This is a genomic window from Psychromonas sp. (assembly GCF_041586535.1).
Taxonomy (GTDB): Bacteria; Pseudomonadota; Gammaproteobacteria; order Enterobacterales; family Psychromonadaceae; genus Psychromonas.
On sequence record NZ_JBFGZY010000003.1, the window covers coordinates 46,345 to 65,503 of the forward strand.

The 19,159-nt window shown below is 46.3% G+C and carries 19 protein-coding genes and 1 pseudogene; 8 read left to right on the top strand and 12 right to left on the bottom strand.

Features of this window, described 5'->3' with window-relative positions:
• Positions 1-6 precede the first annotated feature (6 nt).
• Positions 7-1,104: an AmmeMemoRadiSam system radical SAM enzyme gene (amrS, locus tag ABZA00_RS00910; protein WP_372880258.1), complete on the top strand. Its 1,098-nt coding sequence runs from the start codon at positions 7-9 to the stop codon at positions 1,102-1,104.
• Between the two features lie 49 nt (positions 1,105-1,153).
• Here the strand turns inward: amrS and ABZA00_RS00915 are convergent, their stop codons facing one another.
• The 10 genes from ABZA00_RS00915 to ABZA00_RS00960 all read right to left on the bottom strand — a co-directional run bounded on the left by ABZA00_RS00915 (position 1,154) and on the right by ABZA00_RS00960 (position 10,443).
• Positions 1,154-1,480, bottom strand: a complete 327-nt coding sequence (locus ABZA00_RS00915) for a Rieske (2Fe-2S) protein (protein ID WP_372880259.1) — start codon at positions 1,478-1,480, stop codon at positions 1,154-1,156.
• Between the two features lie 26 nt (positions 1,481-1,506).
• Positions 1,507-2,064 carry a putative Fe-S cluster assembly protein SufT gene (gene sufT, locus ABZA00_RS00920; protein WP_372880260.1) on the bottom strand — a complete coding sequence of 186 codons (558 nt, stop codon included), beginning with the start codon at positions 2,062-2,064 and terminating at the stop codon, positions 1,507-1,509.
• Positions 2,065-2,069: 5 nt separating this feature from the next.
• Entirely contained in the window at positions 2,070-2,531 is a 462-nt protein-coding gene (gene sufU / locus ABZA00_RS00925) for a Fe-S cluster assembly sulfur transfer protein SufU (RefSeq protein WP_372880261.1), read from the bottom strand.
• Positions 2,532-2,536: 5 nt separating this feature from the next.
• Entirely contained in the window at positions 2,537-3,808 is a 1,272-nt protein-coding gene (locus tag ABZA00_RS00930; RefSeq protein ID WP_372880262.1) for a cysteine desulfurase, read from the bottom strand.
• Positions 3,808-5,202 carry a Fe-S cluster assembly protein SufD gene (sufD, locus tag ABZA00_RS00935; protein ID WP_372880263.1) on the bottom strand — a complete coding sequence of 465 codons (1,395 nt, stop codon included), beginning with the start codon at positions 5,200-5,202 and terminating at the stop codon, positions 3,808-3,810. Before sufD ends, ABZA00_RS00930 begins: the two co-directional genes overlap by 1 nt.
• A gap of 56 nt (positions 5,203-5,258) precedes the next feature.
• A complete protein-coding gene (sufC, locus tag ABZA00_RS00940) occupies positions 5,259-6,032 on the bottom strand; it encodes a Fe-S cluster assembly ATPase SufC (RefSeq protein WP_372880264.1) in 774 nt (257 codons plus the stop codon).
• Between the two features lie 49 nt (positions 6,033-6,081).
• Positions 6,082-7,530 (bottom strand): Fe-S cluster assembly protein SufB, encoded by a 1,449-nt coding sequence (sufB, locus tag ABZA00_RS00945; protein ID WP_372880265.1) that lies wholly within the window; start codon positions 7,528-7,530, stop codon positions 6,082-6,084.
• Between the two features lie 188 nt (positions 7,531-7,718).
• Positions 7,719-8,153, bottom strand: coding sequence for an SUF system Fe-S cluster assembly regulator (locus ABZA00_RS00950; protein WP_372880266.1), 435 nt, complete (start codon positions 8,151-8,153; stop codon positions 7,719-7,721).
• A gap of 218 nt (positions 8,154-8,371) precedes the next feature.
• Positions 8,372-9,727 carry a magnesium transporter gene (mgtE, locus tag ABZA00_RS00955; RefSeq protein WP_372880267.1) on the bottom strand — a complete coding sequence of 452 codons (1,356 nt, stop codon included), beginning with the start codon at positions 9,725-9,727 and terminating at the stop codon, positions 8,372-8,374.
• Between the two features lie 5 nt (positions 9,728-9,732).
• A complete protein-coding gene (locus tag ABZA00_RS00960; protein ID WP_372880268.1) occupies positions 9,733-10,443 on the bottom strand; it encodes a cupin domain-containing protein in 711 nt (236 codons plus the stop codon).
• A 326-nt stretch (positions 10,444-10,769) separates the two neighbouring features.
• On the opposite strand from ABZA00_RS00960, the pseudogene ABZA00_RS00965 reads away from it, so the two are divergent.
• Both ABZA00_RS00965 and ABZA00_RS00970 read left to right on the top strand, forming a co-directional pair.
• A pseudogene (locus tag ABZA00_RS00965) lies at positions 10,770-11,136 on the top strand (MmcQ/YjbR family DNA-binding protein).
• A 40-nt stretch (positions 11,137-11,176) separates the two neighbouring features.
• Positions 11,177-11,317, top strand: coding sequence for a hypothetical protein (locus tag ABZA00_RS00970; RefSeq protein ID WP_372880269.1), 141 nt, complete (start codon positions 11,177-11,179; stop codon positions 11,315-11,317).
• A gap of 41 nt (positions 11,318-11,358) precedes the next feature.
• On the opposite strand, the gene cydB is transcribed toward ABZA00_RS00970, so the two are convergent.
• Complete coding sequence (gene cydB, locus ABZA00_RS00975; protein ID WP_372880270.1) at positions 11,359-12,357, bottom strand: cytochrome d ubiquinol oxidase subunit II; 999 nt, start codon at positions 12,355-12,357, stop codon at positions 11,359-11,361.
• Positions 12,358-12,365: 8 nt separating this feature from the next.
• Positions 12,366-13,733: a cytochrome ubiquinol oxidase subunit I gene (locus tag ABZA00_RS00980; protein WP_372880271.1), complete on the bottom strand. Its 1,368-nt coding sequence runs from the start codon at positions 13,731-13,733 to the stop codon at positions 12,366-12,368.
• A 465-nt stretch (positions 13,734-14,198) separates the two neighbouring features.
• Between ABZA00_RS00980 and ABZA00_RS00985 the strand changes: the two genes are divergently transcribed.
• From ABZA00_RS00985 to ABZA00_RS01005, 5 genes are read left to right on the top strand one after another with little or no spacing between them, the layout of a single operon-like run.
• Positions 14,199-15,140 (top strand): MotA/TolQ/ExbB proton channel family protein, encoded by a 942-nt coding sequence (locus ABZA00_RS00985; RefSeq protein ID WP_372880272.1) that lies wholly within the window; start codon positions 14,199-14,201, stop codon positions 15,138-15,140.
• Positions 15,130-15,525, top strand: a complete 396-nt coding sequence (locus ABZA00_RS00990; protein ID WP_372880273.1) for an ExbD/TolR family protein — start codon at positions 15,130-15,132, stop codon at positions 15,523-15,525. The genes ABZA00_RS00985 and ABZA00_RS00990 overlap by 11 nt, the downstream gene beginning before the upstream one ends.
• The gene (locus tag ABZA00_RS00995) at positions 15,525-15,953 is read left to right on the top strand and encodes an ExbD/TolR family protein (RefSeq protein ID WP_372880274.1); all 429 of its coding nucleotides are present in this window, start codon (positions 15,525-15,527) and stop codon (positions 15,951-15,953) included. The genes ABZA00_RS00990 and ABZA00_RS00995 overlap by 1 nt, the downstream gene beginning before the upstream one ends.
• A gap of 8 nt (positions 15,954-15,961) precedes the next feature.
• On the top strand, positions 15,962-16,789 hold the full coding sequence (locus tag ABZA00_RS01000) for a cell envelope integrity protein TolA (RefSeq protein ID WP_372880275.1): 828 nt from the start codon (positions 15,962-15,964) through the stop codon (positions 16,787-16,789).
• Positions 16,790-16,801: 12 nt separating this feature from the next.
• Positions 16,802-19,015 carry a TonB-dependent receptor gene (locus ABZA00_RS01005; RefSeq protein WP_372880276.1) on the top strand — a complete coding sequence of 738 codons (2,214 nt, stop codon included), beginning with the start codon at positions 16,802-16,804 and terminating at the stop codon, positions 19,013-19,015.
• The last annotated feature ends 144 nt before the right edge of the window (positions 19,016-19,159 follow it).

Here is a 19,159-nt window from a genome sequence, read left to right on the forward strand (position 1 = left end):
GATGTGATGGATAAGCGACCGGTTGAATTTTTCCCCACCCGCTATTGGCATAAAGAGCAGGGGAAAGAGCAAAAAGAGGGGTTGGTCACATGTGACGTTTGCCCCCATCATTGCCACCTCCGTGAGGGGAAGCGCGGTATCTGCTACGTGCGCATGAACCATCACGGTAAAATTGTACTGACCAGCTACGGGCGCTCATCGGGTTTTTGTATCGATCCAATTGAGAAAAAACCGCTCAACCACTTTTATCCCGGTTCCAAAGTGCTTTCATTCGGCACTGCAGGCTGTAATCTTTCCTGTCAATTCTGCCAGAATTGGGAGATCAGTAAATCACGTCAGGTTGATACACTTTGTGATACCGCCATGCCGGAGCAATTGGCTCAAGCCGCGAAGGAGCAGGGCTGTAAAAGTCTGGCTTTTACCTATAACGACCCGGTAATCTTCATGGAGTATGCCATTGATGTTGCCATCGCGGCAAAAGCTTTGGGGCTAAAAAGTGTCGCCGTGAGCGCGGGTTATATGTGCGATCAGCCCAGAGTGGCATTTTACGAACATATGGATGCCGCTAATATTGATTTAAAAGGGTTTAGCGAAGACTTTTATAAACGCATCTGCCACGGTCAGTTACAACCCGTATTAGATACCCTGCTGTATCTCAGACAGCACACTTCCGTATGGTTTGAAATCACTACCTTATTGATCCCCGATGAAAATGACAGTGATGCAGAACTGCATCGGATGTGCCAATGGATAGCTGAAAATCTAGGCCCGGATGTGCCGCTGCATTTCAGTGCTTTTCACCCGGATTTTAAGATGCTGAATAAAGGGCCTACGCCCATGGCCACCTTATTAAGGGCAAGGAAGATAGCCCTCAGTTACGGCCTGCATCACGTCTACTGCGGCAATGTCCATAATAGCGAAGCAGACAGTACCTATTGCCCGAACTGCGGGCATCTGCTGATTGAAAGAGACTGGTATCAGCTCGGGCAGTATCATCTTGATCCGCACGGAGCCTGTTTAAATTGCGGGCAGCAGTTAGCCGGGCGCTTCGACGGGCCGCCGGGAAATTTCGGACGGCAGCGGATTCCCATTAGGATAGAGTGATTGTAGCGTTTTGATAGCGCGCTTATATTCGTACACCCAAGGCAGATATTTATTCTGCGATTGTCCCCTGATCAAATATCTGCACCATATTATCGACTACCCTGACCGGATAAGCCGGAATATTTTCAAATGCCGGGGCGGATAATACAGCCCCGGTTGTTAAATCAAAGCGCGCACCGTGGCGCGGACAAGTTATTTCAGCGCCGTCGATCTCACCGCCACTTAAGTCACCACCATCATGACTGCATAGATTCTCAATAGCATAAAAATCACCTGCAATGTTCACCAGCAGCAGATCAACATGATTCAATTCCACCAAGGTATGCATGCCCGGTTTCAATTCATCTGCGGGTATCACTGTTATCCATTTTGCCATATTAAATACTCCCGATTAGTTTGATTTTATAACAGGCCGAGCTGCAGTTTTGCCGCATCGGATACCATCTCATAACTCCAGGGCGGGTCAAACACAAGGCTGACATCAACATCATCCACATTAGCCACAGCTTTACATTTTTGTTTGACTTCTTCTGTCATGACGCTACCCATACCGCAACCGGCAGCGGTCAGGGTCATGGTAATACGGACAAGATTACGTCCGTCAATTAATTGATAACAGTTGACGTCATAAATCAAACCCAGTTCGACAATATTGACCGGAATCTCCGGGTCATAACAGCTTTTAAGCTGATCATAGATTTCTCTCAGGTTGACCTGATGATCGCCTAAATGGCCACTGCTAAGGCTTGTTTTTGTCTTGTTTTGTGGAAAATCTGACTTGCCCAGCGCATCACCGTCTTTACCGGCTACGCGCACCAGTTGTCCCTGATAGTTGACCGTGTAACTGCCGCCTAATGCCTGGGTAATTACCACCTCGCTATTTTTGTTTAGCCTGATCGGCTGACCATTGGGGATGGTAATTGCTTCACAATCGCGTAATAAGGTCACGTGTTCGAACATGCCATTCACTCCGTGGAAACAACTTTTTTATTATTGATATCATCCAGGCCGGCTTTCAGAGCATGCCAGGCCAGAGTTGCACATTTAATACGTACCGGAAAATCTCTCACGCCGCCTAACACCGACAGTTTACCTAAGTAGTCACGGATTTTTTCAGGCGGATTGGCATCACTCACCAGAATCTGGAATGCGTCAAATAATTTCCGAGCTTCCACTATGCTGGTATTTTTAATCCGTTCGGTGAGAAGAGAGCATGCCGCCATGGATATAGCGCATCCCTGTCCCTCAAAGCTTGCATCAACAATGGTATTATTTTCAATTCGTACATAAAGTTTCAGATGATCACCGCAGAGGGGGTTATAGCCCTCCTGACAAAAACTGGGATGTTCCAGCTTTTTAAAATTTCGCGGATGTCTGCCATGATCGATAATCACTTCCTGATATAATGCACGTAACTCTTCATTCATAACTTTCACCCGTTTTTTCCGGAAAAAATGTTGTTTACCAGATGCAACCCCTGCAGGAACTGATCAATATCGCTTTCATTATTATAGAAAGAAAATGAAGCACGGGCAGTTGCCGGTACATCAAAGCGGGTCATTACCGGCATCGCGCAGTGGTGTCCGGCGCGAATCGCCACGCCCTGCTGATCCAGAATAGTACTGATATCATGGGGGTGGGCACTGTCCATTACAAATGAGAGGATACTGGCTTTATCTCTGGCTGTGCCGATAATGCGTAAGCCTTTTATCAGACTTACTCCGGCAGTGGCATAATCTAATAATAAACGTTCTCGCTGTTTAATATGGTCGATGCCGATTGCCTGAATGTAATCAATTGCCGCCCCCAGTCCGATCACGCCCGCTATATTAGGTGTACCCGCTTCGAATTTGTAGGGTAAACAATTATAGTCACTGTGCTCAAAGCTGACCCGGCTGATCATATCTCCGCCGCCCTGATAAGGCTCCATCGCCTCAAGATAACTTTGTTTACCATATAACACGCCGATACCGGTCGGAGCGTAAATTTTATGGCCGGAAAAGGTGTAAAAATCACAATCCAGCTGTTTTACATCTAAGCTGAGGTGGGGGGCCGCCTGTGCGCCGTCCACTAATACCGGAATCTCCCTTGCGTGTGCCATGGCGATCATCTGGTCCACCGGAGTAATGCTGCCGAGGGCATTGGACAGGTGGGTTAATGCGACGACTTTAGTTTTTTTATTTAGCAATGCCTGATACTCAGCAATATTGATTTCAGCACTATCGTTTATTGGCACGACCTTTAACAATGCCCCGGTTTGCAAACAAACCATCTGCCAGGGCACAATGTTGGAATGGTGTTCCATGGCACTGATCAGGATTTCATCACCGGGTTTCAGGCGGGGTCTGGCATAACTCTGTGCGACCAGGTTGATCGCTTCGGTAGCACCGCGTACGAAGATTACCTCCTCACGTGATGGTGCATGTAAAAAGCGCTGTATCTTGTCCCGTGCAGTTTCAAAGGCAAGCGTTGCACGCTCACTTAGCTGATAAGCACCGCGATGGACATTAGCATTATCAAAACGGTAGAAGTGGGTGATACTATCAATAACAGCATTGGGTTTCTGAGTCGTGGCGGCATTATCCAAATAGGCTAGCGGCTGCTGATGCGCGAGCTGAGATAATAACGGAAAATCCGCGCGTATCGCTGACCAGTCGGGAGCCGATAGGCTCTTATGATCTGTCGCTTGAGGCGCTGTAAACATCACTGTTCTCCTCTTTCCGGCGCAAGCAACGTGCTGATATCATTGCCTACCAGCTGGTTAAGCTTTGCCATAACAGGCAACTGGATAAATTCCCCCATCGAGGAATTATCAATGCGTTCAAGTACTTCTCTGATAAACCCATAGACCAGCCAGGCTTGTGCATCCTTTTCACTTATGCCGCGTGACTGCAGATAAAACAGTGACTGTGCATCCAGCTGTCCGACCGTGGCGCCATGACTGCAGACAACATCATCCGCATATATCTGCAGTTCGGGTTTAGTGTCCACCTCTGCCTGCTCGCCGAGCAGGAGATTTTTATTAATCTGTCTGGCTGCGGAACGTTGCGCGATGGGTTGAATATTGACCTTACCGTCAAATACCGCCCGGGATTGATTCTGGATAACCCCTTTATAGATCTGTTGACTGCTGCAGTTCGGCGCTAAATGTTCGATTTGCGTGTGGTAGTCGACATGCTGGTGGCCATCCACCAAATATACGCCGTTTAACGAGCACTCGGCTTGCGGCTCGCTGAGTTGTACCTGGATATCGTGCCGGGCGAGCGCTGCTCCCAGAGAGTAACTGTGCGATGTGAAAACACTTTCCTGTTGCTGTTGGACATACATGGCGGCAATGTGGCTGCTGTTGAGAGAGTGATCCTGCAATTTATAATGGTTAAGGTGCGCTTGTCGACCCAGTGCTATTTCTGTTACCACATTAATTAGATTTTGCCTGCGCTTTGTCTCTGCGATTGTTATTTCTGCATCAGGTACGGCAAGATCCATATAATGTTCAAGCAGCGTTAAGCGGCTATTTTTGTTAAGCAGCAGCAATAAACGCGAATTACATATTTCAGCTTCCGTCGCTGGCGAGGAGATAAACAGACAGTGGACAGGGGAGTTTATATGGGTATTTTCAGGTACCGATAAAAACACACCGTCAGACATCAGCGCAGTATTTAAGGCGCTGAACAGCGGGGATGGTTCATTGTTTACTTTTCCTAATGCTCCCGCGAGTAACTGTGGATGATCCTTTACAGCCTGAGCGAAGCTGCACAGGATAAAACCTTCAGGCAGTCCGGCAATGTTGGAAAGGTGAGGGTTATAAACACCATTGATAAATACCAATAAATGTTCGTTATCAGCACAGCGTTTAATCGATAGGGGCAGGGTGCTGATATTTGTAGCCGGTTGTGCTTGAGCAAGCTGAAATTCAGTTTTCTGCAGTTGTTTGAGATTAGTGTATTTCCAATTTTCATCTTTTGCCCCGGGAAAATCCAACGTGGCAAAGCGTTCAGCAGCGCTTTCGCGCATTGTCCTTAACCAGGGCAACAGGTGTCCCGGCAACTGCTCTTTGCTTTGCTTGTATTGTTCAAGCAAACGGTCACAGGCATTCATCTGTGCCTCCTGTTGATGTTCATTCTAAACGGTATTAACCTCAGTTTAATTCAATCTCAGGCGGAAGCTGACGCCTTGGGCAATAAATCTGCATAGCCTTTTTCCTCCAACTCCAGCGCCAGTTCTGGCCCGCCAGAACGTACAATGCGTCCGTCAAACAGCACATGGACAAAATCCGGGTGGATATAGTTTAATAAACGCTGATAATGGGTGACCAGAATAATGGCGCGTTTCTGTCCTGAATCGGGATCTGTGCGGAAGGCATTTACTCCTTGGGCAACCACTTTCAGGGCATCAATATCAAGACCTGAATCGGTTTCATCGAGGATTGCCAGTTGCGGCTCAAGCACCAGCATCTGTAGGATTTCATTACGTTTTTTCTCACCACCGGAAAACCCCTCATTGATTGAGCGATACAGAAGCTGCTCATCCATGGCGACAGCCTGTACTTTGCTTTTGACCAGCTGTAAAAAATCAATCGCATCAAGCTCTTCCAACTGGCGGTATTTACGCTGGCTGTTCAGTGCCATTTTCAGAAACTGCACATTGCTGACCCCGGGAATTTCCAACGGGTATTGAAAAGCGACAAAAATACCTTCACAGGCGCGATCTGAAACAGAAAGCGACAATAAATCCTGACCGTTAAAATCGACTTTACCATCGCTTACCTGATAGTCAGGATGACCGGCCAGCACATGAGCAAGGGTGCTTTTACCTGAACCGTTCGGCCCCATAATGGCGTGCACTTCGCCCGCCTTTACACACAGGTTAAGGCCATTTAAAATGGCATTACCCTGAATTTCCGCGTGTAAATTATTTATTGTTAACATACTGAACTCCTGCGCTGAGCAACTATGCATTCACTGCTTTCAGCAGCGATTATCCTGTACAACCTTCCAGACTCACTTCCATTAATGCCTGAGCTTCAACAGCAAACTCCATCGGCAGTTTACGGAACACGGCTTTACAAAATCCATTAATGATCATCGCCACCGTATCTTCCTGAGAAATCCCTCTCTGCATACAATAAAACAGCTGATCGTCACTAATTTTGGAGGTGGTCGCTTCATGCTCTACTTTAGCTGAAGGGTGTTTCACTTCGATATAAGGAAAGGTGTGAGCAGAGCATTTTTCACCGAGCAGCAGGGAGTCACATTGACTGTAATTACGCGCATTAATTGCCTGCGGACCGACCTTTACCAGCCCCCGATAGGCATTGGAGCCATGCCCGGCAGAGATGCCCTTGGAAATAATAGTACTTGAGGTGTTTTTACCGATATGGATCATCTTAGTACCGGTATCTGCCTGCTGATAGTTATTGGTTAATGCAACGGAGTAAAATTCGCCTCTGGAATTATCACCCTGGAGAATAACACTGGGATATTTCCAGGTGATGGCCGAGCCGGTTTCTACTTGCGTCCAGGATATTTTTGCGTTGCGCCCGCGGCATAATCCCCGTTTGGTGACAAAATTATAAATCCCGCCTTTACCGTTTTTGTCACCGGGATACCAGTTCTGTACTGTGGCATATTTTATCTCGGCATCATCAAGGGCGATCAATTCAACTACTGCTGCATGCAGTTGATGTTCATCACGTATCGGGGCTGTACAGCCCTCAAGATAACTGACATAACTACCTTCTTCGGCCACTATCAGAGTACGTTCAAACTGGCCGGTATTCAGAGAGTTGATGCGAAAATAAGTGGATAACTCCATCGGGCAGCGAACCCCCTTAGGGACATAGCAGAAAGAGCCATCACTGAATACCGCAGCATTAAGCGCGGCGTAAAAGTTATCGGTATGAGGAACAACGCTGCCCAGATATTTCTTCACCAGTTCGGGGTGATCTTTTACCGCCTCAGAAAATGAGCAGAAGATAACCCCAACCTCGGCTAATTTCTTTTTAAAGGTGGTCGCGACTGATACGCTGTCAAAAACCGCATCGACGGCAACACCTGCCAGTTGTGCCCGTTCATGCAGCGGAATGCCCAGTTTTTCATAGGTTTGTAAAATTTCCGGGGCAATATCATCGAGACTTTTCGGGCCGTCTGCATTGGTTTTTGGAGCGCTGTAGAAAACGATTTTCTCATAATCGATCTCCGGATAATGCAGTTTTGACCAGGTAGGGGTCTTCAGGGTCAACCAGTGCCGGTAGGCTTTAAGGCGCCACTCGAGCATAAATGCCGGCTCTTTTTTTCGCGCCGATATCTGCCGTATTACCGTTTCATTCAGGCCGGGAGGCAGGCTGTCTGTTTCCAGATCGGTAACAAAACCATGGGGGTAGTCGCTATCGACAAAGCGATCTAAATTGTGCCGTGATGCAGTCATTATTTACTCCACCTATTAATACCAAGTGTATTAAAGATGCGATCTTGTATTGCGAAGAAAAAATCAGTACTAACAAGGTATGAGTTGCAGGCAGTAGTTACTCTCCTTTCAAAACTCATTACGCGGTTAGGGTTTATTTTAACCAGCAAGACCGATCACCTATTTGATGCATTTGGTATAAACCTATATCAACTGCCGGAGATAATTTTCTGGGCTCGCTCCCTGGGCACCAACATCTCCTGCAGACTCACCTGACTGAGACTTCGCTGGACGATCTGGTTAAGACCCTGCCAGTTTTGGCGTATTTCACAACTGCCTTCAATACGGCATAAGCCTTCTTTCATAGCACAATCAGTCAACTCAATGCCACCTTCCAGTACGTTTATAATTTCAGCTAAAGAAATTTTATCTGCTGATCTGGCAAGCTGGTAACCACCTTGTTTGCCCAGGCTGGAACAGAGTAGACCACTGTTAACCAGCATCTTTAATAATTTCCTTACAGTCGCCAGCGGTAGTAAAAGATCTCTGGATAAACTTGCTGCACTCATTACCTGATCGGGGCGTGAGGCCATAAACGCCAGAATCACCGAACCGTAATCTGTTAATTTATTCACGCGTAGCATTCACATCTCCATTTAACTATTACTATTATAGTACCAGTTAAAAAAAGTGATAAATTATTGGCTGTGAAAAGTTATAACTTCCTTTGGTATAAGTACTCAATAAAAAATTATCCGGTATTTTCAGCCGTCAGTCGTCAGCCGTCAGCCGTCAGCCGTCAGTCGTCAGTCGTCAGCCGTAAGCAGATAGCCCACTTCTTAAGTTACGGGCTCTAGATCAACTAAATCAAAATTAAAGTTGCTGCACCTAAAAAGATTAAAAATCCTACCGCGTCGGTAATCGTAGTTAAAATAACCCCTCCGGCAATAGCAGGATCGATTCCCATTTTTTTTAAGATGAATGGAATAAGTGCACCGGAAACTGTACCGGCCAGGCTGACGACAAAGAGTGCAAGGGCAAAAACGCCGCCTAACTTCAAATCTCCATACCAGAAAAAAGCCACGAAAAAGACCACTGCTGCCCACAGTGTGCCATTAATGAAAGATACTTTTAATTCATGCACAGTGAGCGCAGTAATATTGGCACCGCTCACCAGATCGCGTGCTATTCCCCGTGTGACGACGGTGAGCGTCTGACTACCTGTAATGCCGCCCATACTTGCCACCACCGGCATCAGTACGGCAAGCGCAACCAGCTGTTCAATGGAAGATTCAAATAAACCAATTACCCAGGCAGCAACAAAAGCGGTGATCAGATTGGTCCCCAGCCAGATTGCTCTGTTCAATGAAATATGCGCAATTGGGGCAAACATATCCAGCTCATTATTGAGACCCGCCTGCGCTAATAAGCGCTGTTCTGCATTGTGTTTTAAAACATCGATAACATCATCTACGGTTATCCTGCCGAGCAGACGCTTATTCTGATCAACCACGGGAGCAGAGGTCAAATCATGATCCTCAAAAATTTGTGCGACCTGACTGGCTGATAGTAAGGAGTCAATTAACGGCACATCATCTTTCATCACATCGCTGACCGACAGACTGTTATCCCATGAAACCAGATCGCTGAGGTGTAAAATCCCTTTTACCTGATTATTTCTGTCCACAACCACTAAATGATCCAGCTGCTCCGGCAGCATCCCCTCTTTTTTGCGCAATTTACACAGATAGCGATACACAGCTTTAAGGCTGACATCCTTTCTAACCGCGGTAGCGTCAGTATCCATTAATCCGCCCGCCGTATTATCCGGAAAATCCTTGACGGTTTGATAGCGTGCTTTGCGCTGACTGTCCATGGCCTCGACCATCGCGGTAACGACGGGCAGGGGCAAATCGGCATCGATATCAGCCAGCTCATCCATCTGCAGGGTAGAGAGAGATTTCAGAAGATCCGCTTCGCTGGTAATATTTATTAAAGAAAGACGCAGCTCACGGTGAACTGCCAATAAAACCTCACCCTTATCTTTAACCGGGATCAACTCCCAAAAAGTTTGACGGTATTTATTGGGCAGGGATTCAATCAAGCGACCCAGTTCGGCCGGATGGTGCTGTTCAATAGCAAGCAGCAGCTCTTCAGATTGTTGTTCCTCTAAAAAATGGATCAATTGACTGACTAGTTCGGTACTATTTTCACTCATATTTGTTATTTACCCTTAGTTAAACAATTGTTGCCTTGTGTTTTTGAATCAGAGTGGTGCGTCAACTCAAGGTGACCAACCTTAACTAAAATAATGGTTTCCTGATCCACAAAAGGGCGATGTGTGCTCAAATGCGGGCTGCGTATCCAGCTATGTTTGGGATAACTGCCGTACTCATCTTTAAAGTGACCGGACAAAACGAAAACCTCCTCACCGCCAACGTGTTCATGTAAATGAAAAATTTCTCCGGCTGGCCATTTTACCAGCGCGGTATGTTGCCCGGCAAAATCATGCAGAGGCATCACCTGTAAACCACCTGAACCTTGTTGCCACTCTGTTGTATTGCTGTTAATAACGACAGATTTTTTATCCTGCGGATCAAACTGGTTGAGTTTGACCAGTATAGTACAACCGTTTTTACTAAAAGGCTGATGATAACTGCCTGGCGGATTACGCAGATAACTCCCTTTTTCGTAGTCACCATTTTCATCGGAAAAAGTGCCTTCCAGTACAAATATCTCTTCACCCTGCGGATGATAATGGCCGCTGAAGTAAGAACCAGGTGAATACTGCACTACGCTGGTGATATGACCACCTTCAGCTGCGGCCCTGGCAAGCGGTTTCCGTCTTACACCCGGCATAGGAGAGTTTACCCAGGGCATCTTCGCCGTATCGATCACTACCCGTTTGCAAAAATCTAAGTTTAAATCTGCCATTTATCCCCCTTGTCATTAGCAAAGCGTCTATTTTTCGGATGGAAACTGTCATTCAGTCTGCCTGATCTGAAAGTATAAGTCAGCAATATATTGTACGTTGCCGGTGAGGCTAATTAACAAGGAGGAGAGCAGCTCCTGGCTTTAATTTCTATTGCACTCAATAATTATCGGCAAGTGTTTTGATTTCCTACCAGAGTACCTTTGTTTTTTTAATGTTTTATTGCAACTGATTGTTTTTAAATATTAAAATGGTACTAAACTCATGTATGAAAGTAAATTTATTCAGGGAAAAATAATAAAACAGACAGTGGGGCGGGGGGCTCTGAATGACCTATGACGAATTTAATGCGTTGTGTTGTGGATTGCCGGCGACGACATACGTAATGCAATGGAACAACTCCCATGTATGGAAAGTAGGCGGAAAAGTGTTTGCTATTGGCGGTTTAGGGAAAAATGATCAGCCTGCTTTTATTTTTAAAACATCTGAGCAGAATTTTTTATTTTTTAAGTGAAATCGCGGGTTATAAGCCGGCCCCTTACTTTGCTTCGCGGGGAATGAAGTGGATACAGCACTACGATAGCTCAGCAGAAACAGATGAAGATTTAATCTATTATCTGAAGAAGTCTTATCGTATTGTTTCGCTGGGATTGACTAAAAAAAAGCAAAAAGAATTGGGTTTAAATCAGGAATAACTATTGCCACAGGAAACTATTGCAAGAAAGAGGGCTCCAATTGTCTCTAATTTGGCAGACAAAAATTGGAGCCGGATTTAGAGGCTCAGTAACAGCGGCTTATTGTCGTCTACATACCCGGCAGCAGCAAGCGGATCAGCAGGGCGACCAGCAGCAAGGTGCTCACGCCAGCCGCCCATAAAGCGATAAACCACAGCCAGCGTTTGAGACCCGGAGTGAGCATTAGTGATACCCCTCACCTTCTTTGAGGCGGCCGCGAAATACCCAATAAGAGTAAGCGGTGTAGGCAATAATCAGTGGCAGCAGGAACACCGTCCCGGTGAGCAAAAATTTCAGGCTGCTATCCGGCGCTGCAGCTTCTGTGTAGCTAAGACTATGGGGTATTATGTACGGGTAGGTGCTCACGCCAAAGCCTAAAGCTGCCAGAAAAAACAGCCCCAGAGTAACCAGATAGGCTTTTACCGGTTTGTGCTCGATCAGATCCTTAAACAGCAGATAGGCCAGATATCCGCAACCAACAGGAATTAAAAGGAAAAGCAGAGCCTGCGGGAATGAAAACCAGCGCGCTGCAATATCACTGTTAGATAAAGGTAACCAGATGCTCAGAATCGCAATCATCACTACCAAAGCGACTGCGCACCTTTTCGCCGTATCGTAATAGCGATGCTGATAAGTTGCCGGTAATTTGATCAGCAGCCAGCATGCGCCAAGCAGTGTATAGGCGGTAATAGTAACTAAACCGCAAAACAGGGTAAAAGGCGTAAACCAGTCAAACCATCCGCCGTTATACTGACGGTCAATCACCTCGATCCCCTGCAGCAGCGTGCCCAAAATCACCCCCTGGGTAAAGGTCGCAACCAGTGAGCCGATAAAAAAAGAGCTATCCCACAAAAACTGGCCACGCCGGGTGCGAAAGCGATATTCAAAGGCCACCCCGCGGAAAATAAGCCCCAGTAACATCATCATTAACGGTGCATAAAGTGCCGGCATCACCACCGCATAAGCCAGAGGGAAAACGGCGAATAATCCTCCGCCGCCCAAAACCAGCCAGGTTTCATTACCATCCCAAACCGGCGCCACACTGTTCATCATTAAATCGCGCTCTTCGGTAGAATCGCCGCCCAGAAACAAAATTCCGATCCCCAGATCAAAACCATCCAGTGCGACATAGGCAAACACGGCGATGGCGATCAGCATGTACCATATTAATGCGTAATCCATATAGCCTCCTATAAATTAGAATGGGTAGTCGATGTGAGGGTCTCTTTTCCCATCGGCTGTTCATACTTGCTCGGTGATTTACGCATCAGGCGCAGTATATAAAAGAAACCGGCCCCGAATACCGTGAAGTAAACTACTACAAATGCTGCCAGCGAGACACTGACCGCGGCGGCATCTACCGGCGAAATGGAATCAGCGGTACGCAGCAGGCCGTAAACTGTATAAGGCTGACGTCCGACTTCCGTTGTTACCCAGCCGCAGAGTATGGCGATAAAACCTGAGGGCGCCATTGCCAGGCAGAAACGGTGAAACCAGACATTATGAAACAGCGCTTTCTTATGCCGCAACCATAAACTGGCCATACCCGCAGCAAGCATCAGAAAGCCCAATGCGACCATGATCCGGAAGCTCCAGAAGACAATTGCGACCGGCGGATGCTGATCATCCGGGAATGCATCCAGCCCCTTCACCTCACCGTTTAATTCATGGGTTAATATCAGACTGCCGAGATAGGGGATGGCGATTTTGAAATCAATCTCTTTATTTTCCTGATCCGGCAGCCCGAACAGAATCAGAGGTGCGCCTTTCTGAGTTTCAAAATGTCCTTCCATGGCGGCTATTTTGGCCGGCTGATGCTCGAGGGTATTCAGGCCATGCAGATCCCCGACAAATATCTGAATCGGTGTGACAATAGCTGCCATCCACAATGCCATTGAAAACATGGTCTGCGCTAAGGGGTTTTTCTGAGAGCGCAGCAAATGGTAGGCGCCTACGCCCCCGACCACAAAGGCGGTAGTCAGAAAAGCAGCCAGTACCATATGGGTTAAGCGATGGGGGAAAGACGGGTTGAACACCACCGCCCACCAATCCTCAGGAATAAACTGTCCAACTTCGTTAATGCTGTACCCGGCGGGGGTATGCATCCAGCTGTTAACGGATAGGATCCAGAAAGCAGAAAACAGCGTGCCGATTGCCACCACTACGGTAGACATAAAATGCAGCTTTTTACCTACCCGATTCATACCGAATAACATTACGCCTAGAAAACCTGCTTCAAGGAAAAAAGCCGAAAAGACTTCATAACCCATCAAGGGACCTAATACCGGCCCGGTTTTATCGGAGAAAACACTCCAGTTGGTACCAAACTGGTAGCTCATTACAATGCCGCTCACCACGCCCATTCCGAAGCTGATCGCAAAAATCTTGATCCAATATTGATAAAGCTCAATGTATTTGTGCTGACCGGTTTTAAGGTAGAGGCCTTCCAGGACTGCCAGATAACTTGCCAGTCCTATGGTAAAAGCAGGAAAAATAATATGAAATGATACTGTAAAGGCAAATTGAAACCTTGCCAGATCAGCCGCGAGTTCATTCATTTTTGCTCCTTAATCCAGCTCGATATGGAGCTGATTAGTTAAAAAATGACGCTCCAGTGGTTTTAACCGCAGCGCTCTCCTATCAATACTGTTGTGCTATACGAAGTGAGTTAAAGTATAGATCATTCCGGTTTCTCTGATTGTTACAGACACTGATTTTTGCAGTTGGGGTCTGCTTAACAACGTGTGGTTATCAGCACTTTAGTTTTTGCAGTAACCAGAAAGTTTATTTTTTATCCACTAACATTCTGATTTAGATGGTTATTGTCATCTCATTAATCTACTTTGCGCAATATTTCACCACTTGATTAAATCTAAATGATATTCATTTGCATTAACATTTGAGTTACATTAATATCACAATCTCTTTTAAGCGTAGTGATAATCATTATCATTGGCCTTGTTGTGAGTTAGTACTGATTGTTCAGTAACTTATTAATTTTTCTTAATTTGGGAGGTAAAACTTTGGCTAGCGTAGTTACTGAATCGATTAAAATGGTCGAAGAATCTGTTCACAGCACTCCGTCAGAGGGGGCGGTTGATCCTCAGACAGACGTTGTACAAGCATTGAATAATACGCCGGTTGTCATGGACGCTATCTCTGAGCAGTCAGCTGACAGTTCATTGCTCCCGGATAATCCTATGGAACAAACAGATCAACTTTCCATGCAATCGCAGGAAATGATTAAAACTATAAATGATTACGAAACAGTCAGTGAATTTTTTGACAATGTCCTTTCCGGCACCCTTGAGCCTGTTATTCATCTTCTTCAAATCGGTGGTCCCGTGGTGTGGATACTGGGCGCTTTTTCCATTGTCGCCTTAAGCATCATTCTTATTAAGCTCTGGCAGTTTTTTTCACTGAGTGCAGAAAATACCCGTGATGTTGAATTGGCGTTGACCTACTGGCAACGGGGTGAACGGCAAAAAGCCCTGACATCTTTGCATACAGGTCGTCCGGTTTCACAATTGGTGAATAATGCGATCAGCGGCATTATTCATAAACAACCATTAACGCTATTGAAACAGGAGCTTACCCGCCAGGCAACTGAACAGGTTAATAAGATGCGTAATCTACTTCGCCCGCTTGAAGTGATTGCCAATCTCAGTCCGTTATTGGGGTTAATGGGGACCGTCCTGGGCATGATCGGTGCCTTTCAGAAAATGGAAGCGGCAGGTAACCAGGTCGATCCATCGGTACTTTCAGGCGGGATCTGGCAGGCGCTGCTGACTACCGCCGTTGGCCTCGCGGTCGCTATTCCCGTGGTGGCCGCTTATAACTGGCTGGATAGAAAAGTGGAACGTATCAGCAGCAGTATAAATAGCAGTGTTACCCGGGTATTTACGCAACAACCAGCTGAACTGCAAACCTCAGAGTTTTATGAAGAGATAAAAGATGCTGCTTGATCTCTCTTTACCAAGGCGAAAACAGGCCATTAGCCTGACACCCTTGATCGACGTTGTGTTTATCCTGTTGTTGTTTTTTATGCTTTCTTCCAGTTTTAGTCAATGGCGGCAAATCAAACTGCCTGCCAGCAGTGAGTCACAACAGGCCTCACTGGAGGTTATTACGGTCACTTTAGACAGCGACGGTGATCAATTTACACTACAGGATAAGCGCTACCGGAGCACTGATCTCAATGCCCTGAGCACGCTTATTAGCGCAAAACCGGAGGCTGTTTTTGCCATCGCGGTAGAAAAAAACGGCAAAACTCAGGTCTTAATTAATCTGCTCGATAATTTTAAAAAAGCCGGTGCGACAAACGTATCTTTTGCCGGAGTGGTGAACTGATGCTGCTACCTGAAAAAACAAACAATCAAACTCAGAGTGATGACAATCTGATCCCGCTGATCAATGTGGTTTTCCTGATGCTTATCTTTTTTATGGTGGCGGGGCAGATTCAACGCTCTGATCCACAAAAGATTAGTTTGCCCGATTCGATCAGTGAGCTGACTCTGCAAAAGCAGAAAGAAAATCGGGTTGAGTTATTGGTGACCGAGAGCGGCACGCTGTATATCGATGGGGTGCTAATCCCGATTAGCGAGCTTAAAGAGAGATTGATGGTTCATTTTGCGCAGGCTAAAGAGCCGCAACATTTTAATGTTTTGTTAAAAGTCGATGCAAACCTTGAGGTGCAAAGGCTGCAGGAGATATTAACCGGGATCAAGATGGCCGGGTTGCTGCACATCTCTCTAATCACTCAAAAAATAGAGGCATAGATAGCAGTATGGTTTCAGCTCGTCATTACAGTATTGCGCTAATCGGTGCCGTACTGATTCATCTTCTCGGGTTATTGCTGATCAGCTATTCAACCTCTTCAGGATCTGCAACAGGTAAAGGCGATCAGGGCATTGAAATTGATCTGGGCATGCTCGGCGATCTGGGCAGCGCAACGGAGACTCGACAAAGCACAGTGACACAGCCTCAAGAAGTTGAGCAGGTAGAAGAGACTGGTGAAACTGAAACAGTTGAACAGCCAGTTAATGATTCCGTTGAGGAAACTCTTGAGCGTCCGGTGATTGAGCAGGAGATAGCGCTCAAGCAGAAAGCGGAGATCCTGGTGAAAAAAATGCCGGATAAACAGACAGAGAAAATACAAGTTAAAAAAGCGCCGGCAACCTTAACTAAAACAGAAGCGGCTGCTGAAGATGCTCCTGTTAATTTACAGGCTGACAATAGTCCAACGACCCGAAAAGCCTCAACAGGCAGTGCCAATGCGCTGACTTCAGGCGGAGCGACTGGCAATAAGCGGACATATTACGCAGTGATCGCCGCCAGGCTGGCGAAGTACAAACGCTACCCTGCTTATTCCAGAAAGAAAGGTCATGAGGGCACTGTATTACTCAGTTTCACCGTGCTTAGTAGCGGCTTGGTGAAGGATATAAAGATCAAAAAAAGCTCTGGTTACAGCAGGTTAGACCGGGCCGTAAAAAAAATGCTCAAAGAGGCATCGCCATTACCACCGTTTCCGGAAGAGCAATCTCTTGCGGAAATAACTATTACCATACCAATTGTTTTCAAGTTAAATCAAACATTGATTGAAAGCACTAATTAAAAGGAACTTTTTATGTCCGAATCAACTTTTATCCATAATGCTCAGGTCAAGTCCAGTTATTGCCCGAAGTCCGCTCCGTTGGCCAGCTCTCTGGCCTTGGCCATTTCGACTGGCTTTGTCATCAACGTTAATGCGCAGGAGGTTAATCTTGACTCTTTAGTGGTAGAAGAGTCGCAAATCGCCGCCGATGATAATCCCTATGCCGAGCCGGGCGTCCCTTACAAAGCAAAAAAACTCTCTGATAGTAAACGCAGTCGTGATATTGCCGATACGCCGGCGACCATGACGGTATTAACCAAACAGAGCATCGATGATTCAGGTAAAACGGAATTAAAAGATATCCTCAGTGCTCAGCCCGGTATCACCCTGGGTACGGGGGAGGGGGGCAACTCATTTGGCGATCGTTATATTATTCGTGGTTATGAAGCGCGCAGTGATGTCTTTACCGATGGTCTTCGTGAGCCCGGCCTTATCTCCCGGGATACTTTTGCACTGGAACAGGTGGAAATCAGTAAAGGACCAAGCTCGACATTTGCTGGACGAGGTTCAACGGGTGGTGCGGTAAATAGTGTCACCAAAAAAGCCAGTTTAGAAGATGATTTTGTCAATCTATCCGTCGGTGCGGGTACAGACGATTACCAACGTTATAGCATTGATACCAATAAGGTGGTTAGTGACGACCTGGCGCTGCGTGCCAACCTGCTTTATGCTGAAAAAGATGTACCGGATCGCGAACCGGCTGGCGAAAAACGTATCGGGCTGCTGCTTTCGACAGTGTATCAGGCAAGCGATGATTTAAAGCTTACTGCAGATTATTACCATTATGAATCGGATGATACACCGGATGCGGGCACCTACTTAGTGGATGGTGAGCCCAATACAGAGCAGGGGTATCCCGGTATTGAGGACCTGGATTTTCAACGTTCTCAAGCAGATACGCTGACCATCACCATTGATAAACAGATCAATGATAATGTTCGTCTGGAAAACAAAAGCCGCTACGGTGTAACGTCCAATGAATATATTACGACTAGCAAAAGATCCAATGGAGAAGATCGTACTTTTGCCGGCTGGCAGGACAATAAATACCTGGGAAATCAGACCAACCTGATTATTGATCAGGAGCTTGCCGGACAGCGTCATACTATTATTACAGGGGTTGAGCTGGCACAGGAAAAAGTGCTTGGCGCGACGACGGGTTATGCTCAGAATTTTGCCGGTGGTTATGATATTGATTTTACCAGCAACACAGCGACCAAGCTCGATGCCGTAACGGATTACAAGCTTAATACTGTCTCGGCATACCTGATGGATACTATTACCCTTAATCAGGATTGGGAAGTGTTTGGTGGTTTACGTTATGATTATTTCCAATACGATCTGTCGATTGCTGAAACTGAAGGTCGCAACGGTACCAACCCTGCCAGCAGCTACGAATTTGAAGACGGCTTTTTAAATGGCCACCTCGGCGTGGTTTATTCTCCCTGGGAAAACGGAAATATCTATGCTAACTGGAGCACCTCATCCAATATCAATGGCGGGGAGGCTGATTCTGCGGGTAACTGCGGTTATGGCGGTATCTGTACCGATGCAGACGGTAACTACCAAGATGCCAAACCAGAACAAAGCAGGAATATCGAGTTAGGTACAAAATGGAACTTGTTCAATGAGAAACTGCTGCTCACCGCTGCGCTTTTCCAGATTACCAAAGATGATGTTATCGAAGGCGATAATGACTCCTACTCAACGGGCGGCAATATGAATACCGGTAAAAATAGGGTTGAGGGTCTGGAAGTCGGGTTGTCCGGCAACCTGACTGATAAGTTAAGCGGCCAGTTCGGTTTCGCCTGGATGGACTCAGAAACACTGGAATCTTATGATCAGGATAACGTCGGCAAACCTAAAGCTAACTTTGCTGAAAAAAGTGCTAACTTACAGTTACGCTATCAGCTATTACCGAAGTTTGCGCTTGGCGGAAACGTGACCTACTCCAGTGAAATTTATGGTGGCCAGCCGGATGCTGCTGCATCAGAGGATATTCGCCTTTCTGGTTATACGGTTTATGATCTGTTTGCCAGTTATCAGTTCAACGAACAACTTGAATTGCGCGGCAACATTCAAAATCTAACCGATAAAGACTATTACACCGCGCTGTACCGTGGCGGATCTATTGTTTATATTGGTGATGCCCGCACTGCAAATCTGACGCTTAACTATAAATTCTAAACAGTTATACCAAATCCGATAACTATCTACTCATTTATACTTGCTAAAATGAATGCTAGCTGTGTTATTGATTTTGTAATTAGAACAACTAGTTACTGCAATCAATGCCTTGCTTTCATCCATTTTTTCTACGCCTAAATAGAT